The following is an 18529-nucleotide window of genomic DNA, read 5'->3' on the forward strand; positions in this document are numbered from 1 at the left end:
GAGGAAGGAACTACCAGAGCCCCCACCCTGGCAGAGCCAGGGTGGGGTGGTTTAGAGGGGCCGGGAAAACCCGGCCCCTTTAGCCTTCCTCCCAGGCTAACGGGTGGCGTTAAGCTCCTGCAAAGCCCGCTTGAGGATGGCGTCTTGCTCCAGGTCCAAGACCGCCTGGCCCCGGTCCTCGGGAAGAGGCCGCTGGCGCTGGGGTTCGGCGTAGGTAAACTTGCCCTCGGCGTCGGCCTTCACCTTCACGGTCTTGCCGTTTAAGGTTACGCTGACCTCGGCCCCCGGCGGTGCCCCGGCCCCTTGCAAGGAGAAGGGAGTGGGGAAGCGGGTGTCCTTCACCTCGATGTCGGGCTTCAGGCCCTCCTTGTTGATGGCCCGGCGCTTGGGGGTGAGCCACTCGAAGGTGACCAGGGTGAGCTCGCCCCCGTTGGCCAGGGTGTAGGGGGTCTGGCCCACGCCCTTGCCGAAGGTCTTCTCCCCGATGACCTTGGCCCGGCCGTAGTCCTGGAGGGCCCCGGCCACGATCTCGCTGGCGGAGGCCGAGTTCCCGTTCACCAGGACCACCATGGGGCCATCCCATAAAGGCTTCCCCGAGGCCTCGCACCAGACCCGGGTGAGGTTTTTGGTGCGGGTATAGACGATGGGTCCCTCCTTTAGGAAAGCGCTGGCCACGGCGCAACCCTGGTCCAGGAGACCCCCTCCGTTGTCCCTAAGGTCAAAGATGAGCTTCTTTATGCCCTGGGCCTTGAGCTCGTCTATGGCCCGCTTCAGCTGGTCCTCCACCTTGAAGTTGGCAAAGGTTTCCAAGGCGATGTAGCCCACGTCCCCGATCCTGCCCGTGGAAACCGAGATGATCTCCACCTTTTCCCGGATGAGCTCAAAGACCAGGGGGGCGGGGGTGCCTTCCCGACGAACCTTGATGGTGACCTTGGTGCCCTCGCGGCCGCGGATTCTGGCCACCACTTCCTGGAGAGGCAGGCCGGTCACATCCTCCCCGTCCACCTCCAGGATCACATCCCCGGCCCGCATCCCGGCCCGCTGAGCGGGAAGGCCCTTCATCACCCCTTCGATCTTGGCCCCCGTGCCGTCAGGGTTGGCGGGGGAAAGGGTGGCCCCGATGCCGAAGAACTCTCCCCTGAGGTCCTCCTGCCGGAGGCTTGCCCGCTGGGGCGGGGAGTAGCTGGTGAAGGGGTCCTTCAAGGCGGAAACCATCCCCCCGATGGCCCCTTCCAGGAGGGCGTTGAGCTTCTCCCGGGGCAGGGGTTCCAGGTAGTCCTGCTGGATCCTCTGGTAGACCTCCAGGAGGGCCTGGCCGTTGGGGTTCTGCAAGAGGTTTTCCGCCTGGGGACGAGGAAGCTGGGCGTATACCAGGGCCAGGACCACCCCGAGCCCTGCGATGAGCCATGCGCGTTTTTTCATCTCTTCCCTCACCTAGCTTCCACTATAGCGCCTTTCCATGAGAAGAAAGTCTGGCCTGCCTTCCGTATAGTAGGAGCATGATCGCCTTCCACCGGGTGGGCCTAGAGTACCCCCGCACGGGGACCAAGGCGCTTTACAATGTGAGCCTCGAGGTGAAGAAGGGGGAGTTCGTCTACGTGGTGGGCCACTCCGGGGCTGGGAAGTCCACCTTGCTCGCCCTTATCCTCCGCCGCCTTCTTCCCACCCAGGGGGCGGTGTACTTTGCTGGGCAGAACCTTAAGCTCCTCAGGGGGAACCAGGTGGCCCTTCACCGCCGCCGGATCGGCATGGTCTTCCAGGACCACCGCCTCCTTTCCGACATGACGGTGGAGGAGAACCTGGCCTTTGTGCTTAGGGTGCAGGGGATTCCTTCCAGGGAGTGGGGAGAGCGGATCGCCACCGCCCTGCGCCGGGTGGGGCTCGTTCACAAGAAAAGGGCCTTTCCCGAGGAGCTTTCCGTGGGGGAGGCCCAACGGGTGGCCATAGCCCGGGCCTTGCTTCTGGACCCCCCCGTGATCCTGGCGGACGAGCCCACGGGGAACCTGGACCCGGATAACGCCCTTCAGGTGTTGGATATTCTCAAGGCTGCTCACCAGCGGGGGGCCACGGTGGTGGTGGCCACCCACAGCCGGGAGCTTCTGGAGGCCTATCCGGCGCGGGTGGTGGTCCTGAAGGCCGGGCAGGTGGTGCGGGACGAACGTCCTGGGGAAGGTGGTAGCATAAGGGTAAGGGAAAGCCCTGACCGGGGCGGAAAGGAGGGCGCATGAACGTCTACAAACTCATCGGTCGCAACCTGGAGATCACCGACGCCATCCGGGACTACGTGGAGCGGAAGCTCTCCCGCCTGGACCGCTACCAGAACGGGGAGCTCATGGCCAAGGTGGTTCTCTCCCTGGCGGGTAGTAATCACGTGGCCCGCAAGGCCAAGGCCGAGGTGCAGGTGGACCTCCCCGGGGGGCTCGTCAGGGTGGAGGAGGAGGATCCCGACCTTTACGCGGCCATCGACCGCATGGTGGACCGCCTGGAAACCCAGCTCAAGCGCTTCAAGGAGCGCCGTTTTATCGGTAAGCGCCACTCGTACCAGGGGCCTCCGCCCCCCGAGGTGCAGGACCTCGAGGCCCTGCGCAAGCCCGAGGAAGAGGAGGGTCCCAAAATCGTCCGGGTCAAGCGCTTCGAGATGAAGCCCATGGACCCCGAGGAGGCGGCCTTCCAGATGGAGGCTTTGGGCCACGACTTCTTCGTGTTCCGCAACGCCAAGACCGACGAGATCAACGTGATCTATCGCCGTAAGGACGGCAACTACGGGCTTATCGAGCCCGCATAGCCTTCAAGGCCCTTAGTAGTAGGCGGAGGGATCCACGAAGCGGGTCTCTCCGCCTACGCGTACTGCCACCCTGAACTCCAGCTCCTCCGGGCGGATGAGAAGGCCTCCCCCCGTGTAGCCGACGAGCTGGCCTCGCTCTACCCTTTGCCCTTCCTGCACCAGGGGTTCTTGCAGGTTGGTGTAGACGGTGGAGAGGGTTTCCGTGTGCACCAGCATCACCGTGTAGCCCAGGTTGGGCAGGTAGAGGATTCCGGCCACGTACCCTTCCGCGGCTGCCTGCACGGGGCTTCCCGGGGCTGGACCCTGGATGACCTGGAAAGGTCCTTCCTGCCCGTAGGGCACCAGGATCCTGCCCCCGGGCACGGGGAAGGCCAACCGGCCCACGGTGGCGGGTAAGGGGGGAGGGGGCACCACCACGCTGGCTTCCCGGGGCGCTGGCTGGGCCGCGGCCTGGCGGCGCTCGGCTTCCCGCCTACGCCGTTCCTCCTCCTGCCTTCTCCGCTCCTCCTCCTGGCGCTTGAGCTCCAGGAGGCGTTGTCTCTCCGCCAGGACCCGGGCCTGGAGCTGGGCCAGCTCCGCTTGCAGGCGTTGCCTTTCCTGTAGAGCCTCCCGCAGGAGGGCTCGTTTGCCCTGAGCTTCCCGCTCCAGGCTGGAGAGGGTAGCCTCCAGCTCCTTCTTCTGCCCCTCGAGGGTCCTTTGGGTTTCCCCGAGAGCCTTTTCCTTGGCGGTGAGGTCAGCGAGGAGAAGGCCTAAGCGCTCCCGTTCTTCCCTTAGGGCCTTCAGGGTGGCCTGAAGGGCATGGACCAGGTCCGCATCCCGCTTTGAGATGTACCCCACCCAGCGGGCTCGGACCGCCAGGTCGGTGAAGGACTGGGCCCTGAGGAGGGGTAGGTAGCGGCCCGCCTTTTCCCGGTGTAGGCTTCGCATCAGGGCCTGGAGCCGTTCCTTGAGGCTTTCCAGGTCCTTTTCCAGTTGGGCGATGCGCCCTTCCGTCTGGCGTATCTCCTCTTTCAGCTGGGCGATCTGCCGGCTTAAGGCGGCGCGTTCCCTCTCTAACCGGGTGATCTCTCCTTCCAGACGGGCCTTCTCCTTGAGCAGGTTCTCCACCCGGGTGGAGAGGCGGGAAAGCTCCTGGTTCAGGATCCGGATCCGCCTTTGGCTTTGCTCCTCGAGGGCCTTGGCCTGGTTCAGCTGGCCTTCCAGGTTGCGCACGGTGCGCTCCTGGGCGGGCACGTTCTGGCCCAAGGCCCATGGGAGAAGGCCTTGGCACAAAAGCAAGAAGAGGAGAAGCCAGCAAGGGCGCATCCTAGACTTCCCTCAGGTAGGCCCGGGTGGCCATGAAGGCTCCACCGGCCCCGAGAACCACTGCCAGGGCCAGGACCATGAGACCCGTCTCCCAGAGGTCCTTGACCCCCAGCACGGGGAGGAAGGGAAGGAGCCCCTGGAGGGCCTGCGCTAGGCCCCGGTAGAGGAGGCTACCGAAGACCACTGCCAGGAGGCTTGCTCCCAGGGTGAGCAGGATCCCTTCCACCACGAAGGGAGCCTGAATAAAGCGCCGGGTGGCTCCCACCAGGAGCATGATGCCCAGGGCTTCCTTGCGACTTTCTAAGGATAGTCGGATGGAGCCCATGACGCTGAAGAAGGTGTTGAGGAGAAGGAGCCCCACCAGGACCCCCATGGCCAGCCGGCTTCCGGATAGCACCTGGACCAGCCTTTCCGTAAGCTCCCCCCCGTACTCTACCCCTTCTACCCCTGGAAGCCTTCGTAGCCTTTCCGCCACCTTGCGCACCGCCTCCGGATCCTTAAGCCTCAGGCGCAGGGTGTCGGGCAAGGGATTTTCCACCAAGTCCTTGGCCTCGGCCAGGTAGGGGTAGTCCAGGACCAGCTGGGCCAGGGCCTCCTCCTTGCTTTGGAGCCGCACCTCGCCCACTTCCGGCCAGCCTTGGATCTCGGTGAGGAGGGCTTCCACGTTGGCTTCCTTTTGCAGGAAGGCCGCCACTTCCAGTTCCCGCTCCAGGGTATGCACCACCCGCTCCAGGTTCCAAAGGACAAGGCCCAGGAAGTAAAGCAGGGCAAAGGATACGAGGGCGGTGAAGAAGGTGGCGAGGCTGGCCGTGGGGTGGCGGAGGATCTGCCGCAGGCCCTCGTGCAGGGCGTACATGCTTTACATCTTACGCTCCTGGCTTGAGAAAAGGCTTGGGAGGGGATCAAGAAGGGGTTGGCGGGGGTATGGCTGGAAAAGTGCTCCCCGACCTGCCCTTCTTGCCCGGGCTGCTACCCTAAGGGGTATGAAGCCTTTTCTACTGGGTCTGGCCCTGGGAGGGCTTCTTGGGGTGGGGGTGGCCTGGATGGGGCGGCTACCCGGGAGCGGGTCCTTGCGGGGAGCCCCTGCTTCCTGGGTTTTGGGGCCTATACCTGTTCAGCAACTTCCTTCCCCAGGCGGGGAGGGATGCGAACCCCAGGTTTACCTCTTCTTGAACGGGGAGTTTTTCCGCATGCTCCCGGTGCCTGGGGGTGAGCCCCAGGAGCTTTTCCCGGTGGAGCCCGTTCCTAACCCCTTTGGCGGGTCCTAGGCGGGAAAGAGATAACGCCGTAAGGCCACCCCTAAGAGGGCCAAAAACCCTCCCAGGACCCCCAGGAGCCCGGTGGCTTCCCCTGGCATGACCTCGAGGCGAACCGAGCGGGCGAGCTTCCGGTAGAGGTCGGAAAGCTCCTTTTCCGAGGCCACCAGGTAATACCGTCCCCCGGTGAACTCCGCCAGGGCCCAGAGGAGTTCCTCGTCCACCTCAAAGGCTCCCGGGAAGAAGCCAAAGACGCTCACCGGATCCTCGGGGCCCGGGGTCCATCCCGGCACCCCTACCCCCACGGCGTAGATGCGCACCCCCATGCCGGAGGCTTCGGCCGCCGCCTCCAAAGGGTCTTTCCCTGTTCGGTTCCTGCCGTCGGTCAGGAGGAGGATCTCCCCTTCGCCCCCGGCCTCGCGGATGTTGCGCAGGGCTTCCAGGATTCCCTCCCCGATGGCCGTGGAGCGGCCGAACTCCAGGCTGTCCAGGCTCTCCCGCAGGAGCCTGCGGTCGGTGGTGGGGGGGTGGATGGTCTGGGCATGGCTGCCGAAGGCCACGAGCCCTATCCTTAGGGCCCTCGGCGCCTCGCGGAGGAAGACCCGGGCGGCTTCCTTGGCCGCCTCGAGGCGGCTTGGCTTCAGGTCGGCCGCCATCATGCTGCGGCTTACGTCCATGACCAGGATCACCACGTTCCGGCTCGCCTGGCCGGGCAGGGGCAGGAGGGGGCGGGTGGCCGCCAGGACCAGGAGGAGAAGCCCCAGGAGAAAGAGGGCCGGGGGCAGCCAGGGAAGCACGCCCCGGGACTCCCGGGCCGCTTGCTGGAGCAGGGGGACCAAGGGATGGGGCAGGCGGGCTTTGGGGCGCTTTGAGTAGAGGCCCAGGAGCAGGAAGGCCAAAAGGAGGAGAAGGCTTAAAGCCTCGGGGGCCTGCAGGCTCACGGCCACCTCCCTTCCCGGGTCAGGTGCAGGTAAGCGCCGAAGGAAAAGGAGAGAAGACCCGCCACCACCAAGGCCTGGGTGAGGTCTAGGGTCTGGGTCCGCCACACCCGGTAGGGGCGGAGGGCCCGGTAGAGGGGTTGGAAATCCTCGCCGAGCACCTGGCCCCCGGTGGCCTGGGCCAGGCGCAGGAGGCTTGTGGGGTTGGTGGGCACGAAGTAAAGCCCCTCCCCGATGCGGCTCACCGCCCCCCTGGGGTCGCCCAGGGGACGCACGAAGACGGGGAGGCCTGCCCGGGAGAGTTCTTTAGCCGCCTCGAGGGGATCGCCCCCTGTGTTGGCCGCTCCGTCGGAAAGAAGGAGGATGGCGGCGGGGGATTTTGCCTGGGGAAGATCCCCCTCTGGCCCCTTGGGCCGGAGGATCCGCCGGGCCTGGAGAAGGCCCTGGCCCAAAGGGGTGGTGCCCCCGGGTTTGAGGCCTTGCAGGGCCTTAAGGAGGGCCTGGCGGTCCCGGGTAGGGGAGAGGACCAGGACCGCCTGGGGTCCGAAGCTCACCAGCCCCACCTTGACCGAGGGATCCAGGCTGCGAAGGAAGCTTTGGGCCAGGGCCTTGGCCCGCTCCAGCCGGGTGGGGGCCTCGTCGTCCGCGGCCATGGAGTGGCTGGTGTCCACCACCAGCAGGGCCTGGGTCAGGTTCTCCCGCCAGGGAAGGCTGGCCTCGAGGCGGCCTGCCGCCAGGAGAAGGAAAAGAGGGGCCAGGAGGAAGGGAAGGGGTAGGGGCCTAGGCCCAGGGAGGAAGGCGGGGTCCAAGGCGGAGAGAAGCCGCCTCCGCCCGGCCCGCTCTAAAAGCCAGAGGAGAAGCCCTCCTGCGCCCAGGAGGAGAAGGCCTAGGAGGAAGCCCTCGGGGCTTTTGAAGGCCACCTGCGCCTCCTTTCCACGAAGCTGAGGAGGAGGGGAAGCAGGTCCATCTCCGTGGAGGCCACCAGGAGATCGGCACCCGCCTTGAGGATCTCCCCCATCCTGGCGGCCCTGAGGGCCTCCGCCCGGAGGCGGTAGGCTTCCCGCACCCTTGGGTCCAGGGTGTTCACCTCCACCTGGGCCCCGGTTTCCGGGTCCACGAAGGAGAGCACCCCTGCCCGGGGCAGGGCTCGTTCCAAGGGGTCCTCCACCAAGACCCCCACCAGGTCGTGCCGGGCGGCCAGGCGGGAAAAGGGAGCGGAAAAGGTGTCCAGGAAGTCCGAGAAGACGAAGACCAGGCTCCGGCGCCTGGCCACCCGCTCCAGAAGCCCCAAGGCTTCCCCCAGGGAAAGCGCCTTCCCGCCCTTGAGGGCCTCCCGGGCCAGGAGGAGGGCCTGGGCCTTCCCTCCTCGAGGGGGCAGGAGGCCCGAGGGCAGAATAGTTCCCACGCGGTTCCCGTGGCGGAGGGCGATATAGGCCACGCTCAGGGCCAGCTCCAGGGCCAGGGTGTACTTTTCCCGCCTCCTAGAGCCAAAGCGCATGGAGGGGCTTCCGTCCAGGAGGAGCCACAGGGTGAGCTCCCGCTCCTCGCGAAAGCGGCGCACGTGGAGTTCCCCGGTCCGGGCCGTGGCGGGCCAGTCGATGCGTTCGGCCTCGTCCCCGGGGGCATAGGGACTGATCTCCGCCAGCTCCAGGCTCTTGCCGTAGAACACCCCCCGGTAGTCCCCGAAGAGGAGTCCGTCCAGGGGACGTACCACCTTAAGCTCCAGGCGGGCCAAGAGGGCTTCGGGCGTCTCCATAGGGGTCGTGAAGGGGCACGAAGGGCGGGGGAAGGCGGTTGAGGATGGCTTCCAGCACGTCCTCCACCCGCACGCCCTCCGCCAGGGCCTGGTAGGAGAGGATCACGCGGTGGCGGAGGGCGTCCAGGTACAGGTCCCGCACATCCTCCGGCAGGGCGTGGGCCCGCCCCCGGACCAGGGCCAGGGCCTTGGCCCCCTGAACCAGGGCCAAGGAGGCCCGGGGGCTTGCCCCGTAGGCCACGAAGGGCTTCAGGTCCTTAAGCCCCGCCCTTTCCAGATCCCGGGTGGCCTGGACCAGGGCCACGGCGTGCTCGGCCACCTTGGGATGGACGTAGACGCGGTCGGCCAGGCGGGAAAGCTCCAAAACCTCCTCCAGGGAAAGCACCTGGGCCACCTGGATCTCCTCCCCCGTGGTCATGCGCCCCACGATGAGGAGCTCCTCGTGGAAGGCAGGGTAGCCCACCACCACCTTGAGAAGGAAGCGGTCCAGCTGGGCTTCCGGCAGGGGATAGGTGCCCTCGCTTTCTATGGGGTTTTGCGTGGCCAGCACCAGGAAGGGCTTGGGTAGGGGATAGGTTTCCTTGCCCAGGGTCACCTGGCGCTCCTGCATGGCCTCGAGGAGGGCCGACTGCACCTTGGCCGGGGCCCGGTTGATCTCGTCCGCCAGAAGGAGGTGGGCGAAGATGGGACCGAGCTCGGTCTTGAACTCCCCTTCCTTGGGGTTGTAGATGCGGGTTCCCAGGAGGTCGGCGGGCACCAGATCGGGAGTGAACTGGATTCTTTTGAAGTTCCCCCCGACCGCCTGGGCCAGGGTCTTCACCGCCAGGGTCTTGGCCAGCCCCGGCACCCCCTCGATCAGGAGATGGCCCCGGGCGAGAAGGGCCACCAGCATCCTCTCCAGGAGGTGGTCCTGGCCCACGATGACCCGCTTGACCTCCTTCAGGAGGGCCCGAAGCCTTTCCCCTGCCGCCAAGAAGGGTTCCTCTTCCCAGGCCATACCCACCCCCTAAGGGTTTCCCAGGAGTATAGCCCCCCAGACCAGGGGATACTCCCCTTCAGGACACATTTGGCCGGAACAGGGCCTTGCCCTTGGCGGAGAGGGCTTTTTGCCAGTCGGTAAGAGGGAAGATGCCCCCGATGAGGGCCTCGAGGCCCACCAGCTCGGGAAGGAGTCCCACCGCCTGAGCAAACTCCTCGGGGCTATAGGTGTAGCTTCCCACCAGGCCCACCTCCTTGAACCAGAAGGGAGAGAGGTCGGCCCAGTCCAGCCCAGGGGCCCCCAGGAGGAGCACCCGGCCTCCTTCCTGGGCCAGGGTAAGGGCCTGGCGGAAACCCGCCCCGCTTCCCGAGGCCTCGAGGACCGCCTCGTACCCACCCCGGTACCCTTCAAAGAGGAGGTAGCGATAGCGCTTGGCCCGCTCCAGCAGGGCCTCTTTGGCGCTTCCATAGACCCCATCCGCCCCGAAGGCCAAAGCCCGCTCCGCCTGGTGGGGGTACTTGGCCACCGCATAGACCTTTCCGGAAAACCCCAGGGCCCTAAGGGCCTGGAGGGCCAGAAGGCCCAAAGTACCCATGCCCAGGATCAGGACCTCCTTGGGCCAGGGCTTCAGCTTCGTAAGGCCCCGCACCACCACCGCCAGGGGCTCGGTGAGCACGGCCCGTTCCTCGGGGACGTGGGCTGGGATGGGGTAAAGCCGTTCGGGCCGGGCCAGGATCCACTCTCCCCAGCCCCCGGGCAGGTCCCGGTTGTAGCCCAGCATCCCTGGGGCCAGGGATCCTTCCGCCACGTTCTGGCATAGGCCTTCCTCGCCCTCCTGGCACTTTGGGCAGGGGGGAAGGCCGCGGTCGGCGCAGGTGAGGAGAGGGTTTACCGCCACCAGGCTTCCCTCCACCTCCCCCAGGATCTCGTGGCCAAGGACGGCGGGAAAGGAGAAAAAGGGGCTGATGGATGGGGGGCTTTTCCCGTAGAGAAGGGCCAGGTCCGAGCCGCAAACCCCGCTTAGCCTGACCCTCACCCGTACGAAGCCTTGCCGTTCGGGAAGGGGAAGTTCGGTGAGGCTTAGGGGTAGAAGGCCCTTGGGAAATCGCTTGCCCAGGACCCTGGCGGCGAAGAAGCGGGGAAGGGAAGGGGTGTAGAGGAGGGCCTTCATGACATGGGCACGGTGCGGATGAGCTTACCCTCTATCCGCTCCATGATCTCGTCCAGGCTGCGCCCGGTGATGGTGAGGCCGTGGTTTTTCAAGCCCACCACCGCCCGGGTGGGGTCAGGGGCCTGGCGCACCTTTTCTGCCACCGCCTGGGCCAGCTCGTAGGTGCCGCAAGGGTAGTTGAAGGGGGTGGCGGGAACCCCTTCCATCCAGGCGTGCACGTGCAGGATGGCCCCGACCCCGGGGTGTTCCCGGTAGATCATCCAGTGCTCGATGGCGTCCACGCTGACCCGCCTAGTTTCCACATGAGGGGGTACGGAGAGGAGGATGGCGTTTCGCTGGGGGTCGTAGTCCTTCACCATGAGGATGTCCCGGCCGATCTCCTTCAGGTTGGCCTTGTCCACCCCACTTGCGGACATCCAGAAGCGGCGCTCGTCCTTGCGCACGGAGAGGTTGCCGTAGGAAAGTCCCCCGATGCCGTAAAGCCGTTTGACATGCCGCAGGTCCTCGGGGGGCAGGATCTCCTCGATGGGGAAGGGAGCAGGAAGGAGGTCCCACTCCTTGAGTTTCTTCCCCGCCCGGTACATGCTTTCCGTAAGCTCGTCCCCTTGCCAGAGCTCGGGCTCGAGGTCCGTGTGGAAGATGTTGTTGATGACCAGGCGGCTACAGGCGATGGGCCTGAGGCGCCCGGCCACCCTCTCGTAAAACCCTTCCCCGTTGGGTTCGTCGTAGTGCCCGAGCTCCAGGGTGAGGAACTTGACCCCCTGGTGGGGCACATAGGCCAGGAGCACGTTGGAAAGAGCCCGGACCAGGTAGGGGTAGAGGGTCTGGAGGGGGTTTTCGGGAAAGGCGGGAAGCTCCAGTACCGAGGCCACGAAGGTGGCCTGGGCCCGCCGGCGATAGGGGCGTGGGTTTTCCAGGGAGATGGCGTTCAGCACCAGGTTTGGAGCCTCGGCCTGAGGGTTATGGCGAAACCCGTGGGCCTCCAGGGCTTTCCCCAGTCCTTCCAGAAAAGCCCGGACGTTAGGAGAAGGCTCACCGTGGATCAAGTACTCCCACATATGCCCTCCTTGCTCTGGTCCTTAGCCTACCCCATACTGGTCCTATGGTGGAAGCCTTAGGGGGTAGCCGGGCCCTGGTCCCCGGGCTAAGGGTGGGGCATTTCACCGACCTCGAGGCCCTCACCGGCTCCACCGTGGTCCTGGTGGAAGAGGGAGCGGTGGGAGCGGTGGACGTGCGGGGGGCGGCTCCCGGTACGCGGGAAACCGACCTCCTGTCCCCGGAGAACACCGTGGAGAAGGTGCAGGCCATCCTGCTTACCGGGGGAAGCGCCTTCGGCCTAAGGGCGGCGGATGGGGTCATGCGCTTCTTGGCGGAAAGGGGAAAGGGCTTCCCCACCCCAGGGGGTGTGGTGCCCATCGTGCCCGCGGCGGTCCTCTACGACCTGGGCCGGGGGAGGATCCACCGCCCGCCCGGGGTGGAGGCAGGGTACCAGGCGGCCTTGGCCGCAGGGGAGAGGGTGGAGGAGGGTAGCGTGGGGGCGGGCACGGGGGCGGTGGCGGGGGGAGTCAAGGGCGGGGTGGGCCTGGCGGGGTACCTTCTGGAGGAAGGCCACCGGGTCATGGCCTTGGTGGCGGTCAACAGCCTGGGCCGGCCCTTTGACCCCCAGACGGGGAGGCTTTACGGGGAGGATCTCCTTGCGGAGGAGGAAAGGGCCTTTCTGCCGGACCGCTCCCGCTACCAGGGAAGGCCTGAGGACTACCGTTACCCTTTCCTTTTGGGCCAGAACACCACCCTGGTGGTGGTGGCCACGGATGCGCCCCTGAGTAAGGCCCAGGCCAGGAGGCTTGCCATCGTGGCCCAGGACGGGATTGCCCGGGCCATCCGTCCGGCCCATACGCCCCTGGATGGGGACCTGGTCTTCGCCCTGGCCCTGGGGGAGGGGAAAGGGGTGGACCCCTACACCCTCTTGCGCCTCGGGGCCTACGCCGCCGACGCCGTAACCCGGGCGATCCTTCGGGCGGTGCTCCTTTCAGGGAGTGCGCCGGGGATCCCCGCTTACCGGGACCTCATGGGCTGATCACCTTCCGGGAAAGGGGGCGAGCTCCGCCTCCACCTGGAGGACCTCCCCGCCCCGGCGCACACTAAGGCGGATCCTGTCCCCCACCTGGTAGCGGCGCACCTCCCGCAGGAGGTCCTCGAAGCTGTTCACCTTGACCCCGTTGACCTCGAGGATCACATCCGGCACCCCCCTGCCTCCAGGCCCCTTAGCCCTGCCCGGTGGGCGGCCCCGCCCGGGACCACCTCGCCCACCAGCACCCCACCCGGGGGCAGGCCCAGCTCCTGGGCCAGCTCCGGGGTTAAGCCCCTTGGACCCTTCAGGCCCAGGTAGGGCCAGTAGCTTCGCTTACCCCCTTCCATCTCCGCCAGGACCTGGCCCCGGCCCAGGAACGGGGTGAAGAAACTCCGGAAGCCCTCCTCCGTCTGGCCGATGGCCACCGCTACCCCCACCACCTTCCCCTCGAGGTCCAGCACAGGTCCTCCCGAATCCCCAGGGGAAAGGGGGAGGCTGGTTTCCACCAGGCCCTGGGGAAGAAAAGGCGAGGGGTCCACGAAAAGCCGGGTGATGCGCCCATACCGGGGGGCGATGAACTGGTTGCGCCCGTTGCCGATGTGCAAGACCGCTTCGCCCACCTGGGGGCGCCTTTGGGTTTCCAGGGAAAGGAGGGCGGGGGCCCGGGCCTCCGTGGCCAGGATCGCCAGGTCCATGGGCTCGGCGAAACCGAGAAGGGTGGCCGTGGCCCGCTTTTGGTTGGAGAGCACCAGGGTATAAGGCCCGCCCTCGGCCACCACGTGGTAGGCGGTAAGGACGAGGCCCTCCCGGTAAAAGAACCCCGTGCCCCGGCTTCCCTCCGGGCCGTCTATGCGCAAGACGGCGGGATGGGCCCTGGTGTAGACCTCCTGCAGGCGTTCAGGAGGCGCCTGGGCCAGTTCCCAAGTTACGTTCTCTGGCCTACCCCAAAGCTGTACAGGCTGGCTCCACAGGGCGTAGAGGGCCCCGGCCAAGGGAAGAAGGAGGAGAATCCCCCAGGCTTTCCTCATGCTTCCATTTTCCCAGGTGGCGGGGGGAAGAGGGTGGTTCCGCCCACCATGGGCCTCAGTGCCAAAGAAGGAGGAATCCCAGGAGGAGGAAGCCAATCCCAGGCCAGGGATGGGGTTTTTGCAGGAGGAGGTGGAGGAGGCCCACCCCCATGAGGGCCAGGAGGGGGTGAGGGAGGGGTTTCCAGAGAAAGGCCAGGTAGAGGAGGCCCAAAAGGGCGTTCAGGTCGTAAAGCCCCAGGAGAAGGCGGACGGGCCTGTTTATCTCCTTCCGCAGGAGGAGGTAAAGCCCTGCCAGAAAGGCCAGTCCCACCAGGGTCCATCCCAGGAACCGGTGCAGAAGCGGCACCCCCAAAAGGGCGGTGGGAAGGCCCTCAAGGGTATAACCCAAAGCGGTGGCCAGGACCACCAAAAGGCCAAAGCCCATCTGGGTCCAGCCGATGATCCTGGCCTCCACCGGTGGTCTCAAGAGGGCGAGACTTCCATAAAAGGCCAGGAGGAAAAGGGCAAGGGTAGTGGGAGCAGGCAGAAGCCCTTGGCCTTGAAGAAGGAGGGCAAGGAGGAAGGAGGTCCAGAGGGCCAGGTGGGCGGGGTAATGCTTGGGGTTTCTTCCCCGGGCCCTGAGCACCTGGGTGCGGGCATAGTACAGGGCGGCGATGTCCCTGATGGCCAAGGCGAGAAAGCTTCCCAAAGCGATCCCCGGCTCCAAGCCTCCTGCCAAAACCCCCGCAGGGGCCAAGGAAGCCATGGCCAAGGCGGCGGCGATCTCGGGGAAAAGGTCCCGGGAGCGGTTTGAGACATCCGCCCAGAGCATGTAGACCCCCAAGGGCACCGCCAAAAGAAGGGGGAGGAGGAAGGGGCCTTTGGCGGTCAAGGCGGCAAGGAGAAGGCCCAGAAGGGCCAGGGCCAAATAGGCCCCGCCCACCTTTAAGGCCAGCTCGGTGCGGGGGTAGCGTTTGCCCTTCCTTAGGTCCTGGTAGACCAGCTTCAAGGGGTGCCGGGCCAGAAACCCGAAAAGGCCCAGGAGGAATAGCCCCAGGGTGTGGGGTCCTGGCGAGAGGAATAGGCCCAGGAGGATGGGCTCTAGGGTAAACCCCCAGCCCCCGTGCTCCGTGGGAAGGGCTACGGCTTTAAGGGGAACGCTTGTCGCACGCATACCGTTCTCCAAAGTCCCTAGGGTTCCTTAGCCCCAGAGTATCTCCAGCATGAGGAGGACAAAAAGGCTTCCCGCCAAAAGCGAAAGGAGAGCGAAAAGCCCCCAAATGTGGGTCCCAGGCCCGAGGCCCCAGGCTAGGGCCATCCCCAGAAGTCCGAGGTTGGCCAGGAGCACTTGGAAGAGGGCCAGTCCCGGCCTGCGGAAGACCACCCCCCGGAACCGGGGCAGGGCGTGGTAGGCTACCCCGTAGATCATAAGGCTTACGAAGCCCAGAAGTTGCATGTGGGCGTGGGCGGGCCTCCAGCTATAGGGAAGGAGGTCCAGGCCTAGGAGCAGGCCCACCAGGCCAGCGGCCAGGAACCAGAGGAGGGCCGTGGTGAGGGCGAGCCGGCTTGCCGGATTCATGGCCTGGGGGTGAGGATGCCAAGCACCAAGAAGGCTCCCTCCCCGGCCTTGGCCCCATGGGCTTCCCCCGGCTCTGCCGCCAGGAGGGTGCCCGGGGTGGCGGGGATGCTCCGTTCCCCGGCCCACAAGATGCCCTCCCCCTCGAGGCAAAGCAGGTGAACCCGGGGTTCCCCTTTACCCCGGACCTCCTGCCCCCTTTGCAGGCTGAAGAGGACCAGGCGCACTTCCGGGTGATCGGCCAGGAGTTCCACCCTCCGGACCTGGCCGTAGCGGGCCTTCTCCAGGAGGTTCATCCTTCCCTCCCCAAAAAGGCCAGGAGGGCCTTCAATACCTCTTCGGGGTCCTTGCCTGCTTGGCGGGCGGCTTCCTCCAGGGAATCGGCTCCGCCACAGCAGGTATCGATGCCCATCTCGTTTAGCAAGCTCACCGCTTCCGGATGGCGTTGCAGGACCTGGTTTACCGTGGTCTTTATGGTGAGTTCCACCATACCCCCCTTAGCTTGGTACCCGGGGGGTTGGACCGCCATGACCTGGGTCAAGCGGTCTGGGTAGCTTCGGGCAGGAGATCCTTTAGGGTAAGGCCCTCGAGGGCTTTGCGGATTTCCTGGTTGATCCGCACCAGGTTTGGCTTGAGGTAGCAGAATCCCCGCCTCTCCTCTGTGGGGCAGCGCTTCAAGGTGGCGCAAAGGTCCAGGGCCACAGGTCCGGAGAGGCCTTCCATCACCTTAAGCAGGGTGATCCCCTCTGGGGGAGCTTTTAACCACACCCCTCCTGCTCGGCCCATGCGGCTTTCCACCAAGCCCGCTTTGGCCAGCTTGGAGAGGACCTTGGCCATAAAGGCAGGAGGGGCCTTGAGCTTGGTGGCGATCTCCGCCGCGCTAAGCCCAGGTTCTTCCGCAAGGAGGAGGAGGGCGTGGATGGCATAGGATTCATCGCGCTTGAGGAGGGTTCGGAGCCGCATGCCCTCATGCTACCCTTTTCGGCTTCGTGTGGCGTGCCATTTCCGCCAAAACCAGCAGGAGGGTTAAGCTCCTAGCCAGAAGGATTCTTAGAAAGAAGTTTGGTTTTCGGCTAGCAAGTCGGTTGCCTTCCCATTACAGCTCTTTCTGGGACATTTGCCCTTGACCTAGGTCATGGAAACTCCACCGGCTTAATCCGAGTTTGTGAGCTGGAGGTGAAAGGAGGTTAAGGTATGGAGATCGGCTGGATAGAAACCACCATCGGGGCGCTTTTTGCCACAGTGGTCCTCACCCTGTGGCTTTCCCGGGGGTCCGGATGGCTCGAGCCCCGCTTCTGGCGAAATGCGGCCGTGGTGAGCTCCCTGATCATGACCGGGATCCTGGTGTATCTGACCATTGACTCCTTGAACCAGATCCGGGAGGGCTCGGCCCGGGTGCCGGCCTACACCGTGATCAACAAGGCCATAGGGCTCAAGCGGGATTACGAGAAGCGGCGGGACATCCCGGTCATCGGGGAGGAGGTGGGGTTTTTCGGCAAGGTTTGGAGCGAGGAGGAGGCCTACACCTTGGTCAACAAGGGCAAGATGACCTTGCAGAGCCGCAACTGCATGGACTGCCACACCCTTCTGGGTAACGGGGCCTACTTCGCTCCCGACCTCACGCGTGCCTGGTTGGACCCCAAGTGGGAAACCATGGTTAAGGGCATGACCGGCAAGGCCACCAAGGAGGAGGCCATGGCGGAATGGCTTCAACACCCCGACCGCTATCCCACCTTCGTTCGCCGTATGCCCAACCTTGGCCTAAGCGAGGAGGAGGCCAAGGCCTTGGTGGCCTTCTTGAAGTGGATGTCGGCCATCGATACCAACGGCTTCCCCGACCGCTTCGCCGGGGTGCAGTAGGAGGTGGACCATGACCCAGGCTTTACCGCAAGGAAAACTCTACGAGTCCCAGAAACTGGCCCTCTGGTACTTCTGGGTGGCCTTGGCCCTTTTTGGGGCCCAGGTCCTTTTCGGTCTGCTGGCGGCCTGGCAGTACCTGGATCCTAATTTTCTTCACGGCAAGCTTAACTTCATGACCAACCGGATGCTCCATATCAACGCCATGGTGGTGTGGCTCCTTCTCGGCTTCATGGGGGGGGTGTACTGGTTCCTGCCCCTGGAGCTCGGGCGGGAGGTGGTGGGCATCTGGCTTGCCCGCTTCGCCTTCTTTACCCTTATCGCCGCGGTGGGAATCGTGGTGTTGGTGTATCTCCTTGTGCAGTACGGGCCGGGCAACGCCTTTACCCTGTGGTTCATCACCGAGGGCCGGGAGTACATAGAAGCCCCCCGCTGGGCGGATATTGGCATCGTGGCGGTGATGGCCATCTTCCTCTACAACGTGGTGGCCACGGCCCTCAAGGCCCAGCGCATCACCGGGGTGGTGGCGGTGTTGATGTTTGACCTGGTGGCCCTGGCCGGGCTCTACACCGCGGGCATGCACTACACCCCCAACATCTCCATGGACCAGTACTTCTGGTGGTGGGTGGTGCACCTCTGGGTGGAGGCCACCTGGGAGGTGTTGGTGGGCTCCATCATGGCCATGGCCTTGATGCACCTTCTGGGAACCCCAAGGCGCATCGTGGAGACCTGGCTTTACCTGGAGGTGGCCTTGGTCTTCGGCACCGGGATTCTGGGCCTTGGGCACCACTACTTCTGGATAGGTACCCCGGAGTACTGGCTGGGCCTGGGAGGGTTCTTTAGCGCCCTCGAGCCCATACCCCTGGTGGCCATGGTGGTTCATGCGGTTTACGACGCGGGGATGCACCGCATGCAGACCGTGAACCAACCGGCCCTCTTTTGGGCCATCGCCCAAGCTTTCGGAAACTTCATCGGCGCTGGGGTCTGGGGGTTCATGCAGACCCTGCCTCAGATCAACCTCTACTCGCACGGTACCCAGCTGGCCCCTGCCCACGGCCACCTGGCCTTCTTTGGAGCCTATGTCACCGCCATTCTCACGGTGATCTACATGGCGCTCCACCAGGTGCGTCGCCCTGAGCTTCCCCGTTTTGACTCTAAGCTCTGGAAATGGGCGTTTGTGCTGATGGTGGTGAGCATCTTCGGCATGTCGGCGGCCATGACCATCGCCGGTTTTACCCAGACCATGGTGGAACGGGCCATCGGGGGCAGCACCTGGCAGGCCTACATAGACGCTCAGCAACACCCCTGGTTCCAAAGCGGCATGGTCTGGCGCTTTGTCTTTGGGGTCTTCTTCCTGATCAGCTACCTGGTTCTCCTCTGGGATGTGGTGACCATCGGCAAGGGCGAGGCCAAGGTGGCCAAGGAGGTGGGGGCCCATGACTAGCGAAGTGGTGCGGGACCTGATGCTCTATGGCATGCTCATGGTTTCCGCCGCAGGGTTCTACGCCATGTTCTACGCCCTGGGGCGGATGCTGGAGAGGCCCTCCGTCGTTACCTTCTCCTACCTCTTCGCCGCCTTGCAGGCCCTGGGGGCTTTGGGCATGATTCTGCCGCCCTACTTGGATCCCTTCTGGAAGTACCTGATCGCTTTTAGCTCCGCGGTCTATCTCTTTATCCCCCAGGGGATGTGGTGGGTGGTGACCACCTTCCACGAAAAAGAGCACGCCCATTAGCCCTTCCTTCCCCCTGCCGGACCCCGTATGGGGTCCGGCTTTTTCCAGTTTAGGTGGGGAGATTTGTAGGGACTTTGGCCATAGGACATCTGTAC

Annotated in this window: 21 protein-coding genes and 1 pseudogene; 7 read left to right on the forward strand and 15 right to left on the reverse strand. The window is 65.1% G+C overall.

What is annotated here, in order from left to right; genetic code table 11:
- Positions 1 to 96: 96 nt before the first annotated feature.
- Positions 97 to 1422 carry a S41 family peptidase gene (locus tag AC27GT_RS04205; RefSeq protein ID WP_038069989.1) on the reverse strand — a complete coding sequence of 442 codons (1326 nt, stop codon included), beginning with the start codon at positions 1420 to 1422 and terminating at the stop codon, positions 97 to 99.
- 77 nt (positions 1423 to 1499) lie between these two features.
- On the opposite strand from AC27GT_RS04205, the gene ftsE reads away from it, so the two are divergent.
- Positions 1500 to 2228, forward strand: coding sequence for a cell division ATP-binding protein FtsE (ftsE, locus tag AC27GT_RS04210; protein ID WP_219758601.1), 729 nt, complete (start codon positions 1500 to 1502; stop codon positions 2226 to 2228).
- Positions 2225 to 2785, forward strand: coding sequence for a ribosome hibernation-promoting factor, HPF/YfiA family (gene hpf, locus AC27GT_RS04215; RefSeq protein ID WP_028493812.1), 561 nt, complete (start codon positions 2225 to 2227; stop codon positions 2783 to 2785). Before ftsE ends, hpf begins: the two co-directional genes overlap by 4 nt.
- Before the next feature lie 12 nt (positions 2786 to 2797).
- Here the strand turns inward: hpf and AC27GT_RS04220 are convergent, their stop codons facing one another.
- Together AC27GT_RS04220 and AC27GT_RS04225 are read right to left on the reverse strand one after the other, a co-directional pair.
- Positions 2798 to 4090, reverse strand: coding sequence for a murein hydrolase activator EnvC family protein (locus AC27GT_RS04220; RefSeq protein ID WP_219758600.1), 1293 nt, complete (start codon positions 4088 to 4090; stop codon positions 2798 to 2800).
- A gap of 1 nt (position 4091) precedes the next feature.
- Positions 4092 to 4946: a cell division protein FtsX gene (locus AC27GT_RS04225; RefSeq protein WP_219758599.1), complete on the reverse strand. Its 855-nt coding sequence runs from the start codon at positions 4944 to 4946 to the stop codon at positions 4092 to 4094.
- Positions 4947 to 5073: 127 nt separating this feature from the next.
- Between AC27GT_RS04225 and AC27GT_RS04230 the strand changes: the two genes are divergently transcribed.
- Positions 5074 to 5358 (forward strand): hypothetical protein, encoded by a 285-nt coding sequence (locus AC27GT_RS04230; RefSeq protein WP_219758598.1) that lies wholly within the window; start codon positions 5074 to 5076, stop codon positions 5356 to 5358.
- Here the strand turns inward: AC27GT_RS04230 and AC27GT_RS04235 are convergent.
- The 6 genes from AC27GT_RS04235 to AC27GT_RS04260 are packed head-to-tail and all read right to left on the reverse strand — an operon-like array spanning position 5355 to position 11248.
- Complete coding sequence (locus tag AC27GT_RS04235) at positions 5355 to 6287, reverse strand: vWA domain-containing protein (protein WP_219758597.1); 933 nt, start codon at positions 6285 to 6287, stop codon at positions 5355 to 5357. The genes AC27GT_RS04230 and AC27GT_RS04235 overlap by 4 nt on opposite strands.
- The gene (locus AC27GT_RS04240) at positions 6284 to 7204 is read right to left on the reverse strand and encodes a vWA domain-containing protein (protein ID WP_219758596.1); all 921 of its coding nucleotides are present in this window, start codon (positions 7202 to 7204) and stop codon (positions 6284 to 6286) included. The genes AC27GT_RS04235 and AC27GT_RS04240 overlap by 4 nt, the downstream gene beginning before the upstream one ends.
- Positions 7171 to 8040 (reverse strand): DUF58 domain-containing protein, encoded by an 870-nt coding sequence (locus AC27GT_RS04245; protein ID WP_219758595.1) that lies wholly within the window; start codon positions 8038 to 8040, stop codon positions 7171 to 7173. The genes AC27GT_RS04240 and AC27GT_RS04245 overlap by 34 nt, the downstream gene beginning before the upstream one ends.
- Complete coding sequence (locus AC27GT_RS04250) at positions 8000 to 9037, reverse strand: AAA family ATPase (RefSeq protein WP_219758594.1); 1038 nt, start codon at positions 9035 to 9037, stop codon at positions 8000 to 8002. Before AC27GT_RS04250 ends, AC27GT_RS04245 begins: the two co-directional genes overlap by 41 nt.
- Positions 9038 to 9095: 58 nt before the next feature.
- Positions 9096 to 10190: a zinc-dependent alcohol dehydrogenase gene (locus AC27GT_RS04255; RefSeq protein WP_219758593.1), complete on the reverse strand. Its 1095-nt coding sequence runs from the start codon at positions 10188 to 10190 to the stop codon at positions 9096 to 9098.
- Positions 10187 to 11248 (reverse strand): class II aldolase/adducin family protein, encoded by a 1062-nt coding sequence (locus AC27GT_RS04260; RefSeq protein ID WP_487223568.1) that lies wholly within the window; start codon positions 11246 to 11248, stop codon positions 10187 to 10189. The genes AC27GT_RS04255 and AC27GT_RS04260 overlap by 4 nt, the downstream gene beginning before the upstream one ends.
- A 44-nt stretch (positions 11249 to 11292) precedes the next feature.
- Between AC27GT_RS04260 and AC27GT_RS04265 the strand changes: the two genes are divergently transcribed.
- On the forward strand, positions 11293 to 12267 hold the full coding sequence (locus AC27GT_RS04265; protein WP_219758591.1) for a P1 family peptidase: 975 nt from the start codon (positions 11293 to 11295) through the stop codon (positions 12265 to 12267).
- Here AC27GT_RS04265 and AC27GT_RS04270 read toward each other — a convergent pair.
- From AC27GT_RS04270 to AC27GT_RS04295, 6 genes and pseudogenes are all read right to left on the reverse strand, one after another.
- Positions 12268 to 13289, reverse strand: a pseudogene (locus AC27GT_RS04270) (S1C family serine protease). It lies immediately after the preceding gene.
- Between the two features lie 55 nt (positions 13290 to 13344).
- Positions 13345 to 14442 carry a YwiC-like family protein gene (locus tag AC27GT_RS04275; RefSeq protein WP_219758590.1) on the reverse strand — a complete coding sequence of 366 codons (1098 nt, stop codon included), beginning with the start codon at positions 14440 to 14442 and terminating at the stop codon, positions 13345 to 13347.
- 27 nt (positions 14443 to 14469) lie between these two features.
- A complete protein-coding gene (locus AC27GT_RS04280; protein ID WP_219758589.1) occupies positions 14470 to 14847 on the reverse strand; it encodes a hypothetical protein in 378 nt (125 codons plus the stop codon).
- On the reverse strand, positions 14844 to 15140 hold the full coding sequence (locus AC27GT_RS04285; protein ID WP_219758588.1) for a cupin domain-containing protein: 297 nt from the start codon (positions 15138 to 15140) through the stop codon (positions 14844 to 14846). Before AC27GT_RS04285 ends, AC27GT_RS04280 begins: the two co-directional genes overlap by 4 nt.
- Positions 15137 to 15334, reverse strand: coding sequence for a DUF542 domain-containing protein (locus AC27GT_RS04290; protein ID WP_219758587.1), 198 nt, complete (start codon positions 15332 to 15334; stop codon positions 15137 to 15139). Before AC27GT_RS04290 ends, AC27GT_RS04285 begins: the two co-directional genes overlap by 4 nt.
- Positions 15335 to 15381: 47 nt before the next feature.
- A complete protein-coding gene (locus AC27GT_RS04295; RefSeq protein ID WP_219758586.1) occupies positions 15382 to 15807 on the reverse strand; it encodes an RrF2 family transcriptional regulator in 426 nt (141 codons plus the stop codon).
- A 231-nt stretch (positions 15808 to 16038) separates the two neighbouring features.
- On the opposite strand from AC27GT_RS04295, the gene AC27GT_RS04300 reads away from it, so the two are divergent.
- From AC27GT_RS04300 to AC27GT_RS04310, 3 genes are read left to right on the forward strand one after another with little or no spacing between them, the layout of a single operon-like run.
- Positions 16039 to 16704, forward strand: coding sequence for a c-type cytochrome (locus AC27GT_RS04300; RefSeq protein ID WP_219758585.1), 666 nt, complete (start codon positions 16039 to 16041; stop codon positions 16702 to 16704).
- 10 nt (positions 16705 to 16714) lie between these two features.
- A complete protein-coding gene (locus AC27GT_RS04305; protein ID WP_219758584.1) occupies positions 16715 to 18145 on the forward strand; it encodes a cbb3-type cytochrome c oxidase subunit I in 1431 nt (476 codons plus the stop codon).
- Entirely contained in the window at positions 18138 to 18434 is a 297-nt protein-coding gene (locus AC27GT_RS04310; protein ID WP_219758583.1) for a hypothetical protein, read from the forward strand. The genes AC27GT_RS04305 and AC27GT_RS04310 overlap by 8 nt, the downstream gene beginning before the upstream one ends.
- Positions 18435 to 18529: the final 95 nt, after the last annotated feature.

This window comes from Thermus sp. KWY1 (genome assembly GCF_057547025.1).

Bases quoted from the DNA above. Each gene is read 5' to 3' on its own strand.
- AC27GT_RS04205 (WP_038069989.1), bottom strand. From the start codon at position 1,422: ATGAAAAAACGCGCATGGCTCATCGCAGGGCTCGGGGTGGTCCTGGCC.
- ftsE (WP_219758601.1), top strand. From the start codon at position 1,500: ATGATCGCCTTCCACCGGGTGGGCCTAGAGTACCCCCGCACGGGGACC.
- hpf (WP_028493812.1), top strand. From the start codon at position 2,225: ATGAACGTCTACAAACTCATCGGTCGCAACCTGGAGATCACCGACGCC.
- AC27GT_RS04220 (WP_219758600.1), bottom strand. From the start codon at position 4,090: ATGCGCCCTTGCTGGCTTCTCCTCTTCTTGCTTTTGTGCCAAGGCCTT.
- AC27GT_RS04225 (WP_219758599.1), bottom strand. From the start codon at position 4,946: ATGTACGCCCTGCACGAGGGCCTGCGGCAGATCCTCCGCCACCCCACG.
- AC27GT_RS04230 (WP_219758598.1), top strand. From the start codon at position 5,074: ATGAAGCCTTTTCTACTGGGTCTGGCCCTGGGAGGGCTTCTTGGGGTG.
- AC27GT_RS04245 (WP_219758595.1), bottom strand. From the start codon at position 8,040: ATGGAGACGCCCGAAGCCCTCTTGGCCCGCCTGGAGCTTAAGGTGGTA.
- AC27GT_RS04250 (WP_219758594.1), bottom strand. From the start codon at position 9,037: ATGGCCTGGGAAGAGGAACCCTTCTTGGCGGCAGGGGAAAGGCTTCGG.
- AC27GT_RS04255 (WP_219758593.1), bottom strand. From the start codon at position 10,190: ATGAAGGCCCTCCTCTACACCCCTTCCCTTCCCCGCTTCTTCGCCGCC.
- AC27GT_RS04260 (WP_487223568.1), bottom strand. From the start codon at position 11,248: ATGTGGGAGTACTTGATCCACGGTGAGCCTTCTCCTAACGTCCGGGCT.
- AC27GT_RS04265 (WP_219758591.1), top strand. From the start codon at position 11,293: ATGGTGGAAGCCTTAGGGGGTAGCCGGGCCCTGGTCCCCGGGCTAAGG.
- AC27GT_RS04275 (WP_219758590.1), bottom strand. From the start codon at position 14,442: ATGCGTGCGACAAGCGTTCCCCTTAAAGCCGTAGCCCTTCCCACGGAG.
- AC27GT_RS04280 (WP_219758589.1), bottom strand. From the start codon at position 14,847: ATGAATCCGGCAAGCCGGCTCGCCCTCACCACGGCCCTCCTCTGGTTC.
- AC27GT_RS04285 (WP_219758588.1), bottom strand. From the start codon at position 15,140: ATGAACCTCCTGGAGAAGGCCCGCTACGGCCAGGTCCGGAGGGTGGAA.
- AC27GT_RS04290 (WP_219758587.1), bottom strand. From the start codon at position 15,334: ATGGTGGAACTCACCATAAAGACCACGGTAAACCAGGTCCTGCAACGC.
- AC27GT_RS04295 (WP_219758586.1), bottom strand. From the start codon at position 15,807: ATGCGGCTCCGAACCCTCCTCAAGCGCGATGAATCCTATGCCATCCAC.
- AC27GT_RS04300 (WP_219758585.1), top strand. From the start codon at position 16,039: ATGGAGATCGGCTGGATAGAAACCACCATCGGGGCGCTTTTTGCCACA.
- AC27GT_RS04305 (WP_219758584.1), top strand. From the start codon at position 16,715: ATGACCCAGGCTTTACCGCAAGGAAAACTCTACGAGTCCCAGAAACTG.
- AC27GT_RS04310 (WP_219758583.1), top strand. From the start codon at position 18,138: ATGACTAGCGAAGTGGTGCGGGACCTGATGCTCTATGGCATGCTCATG.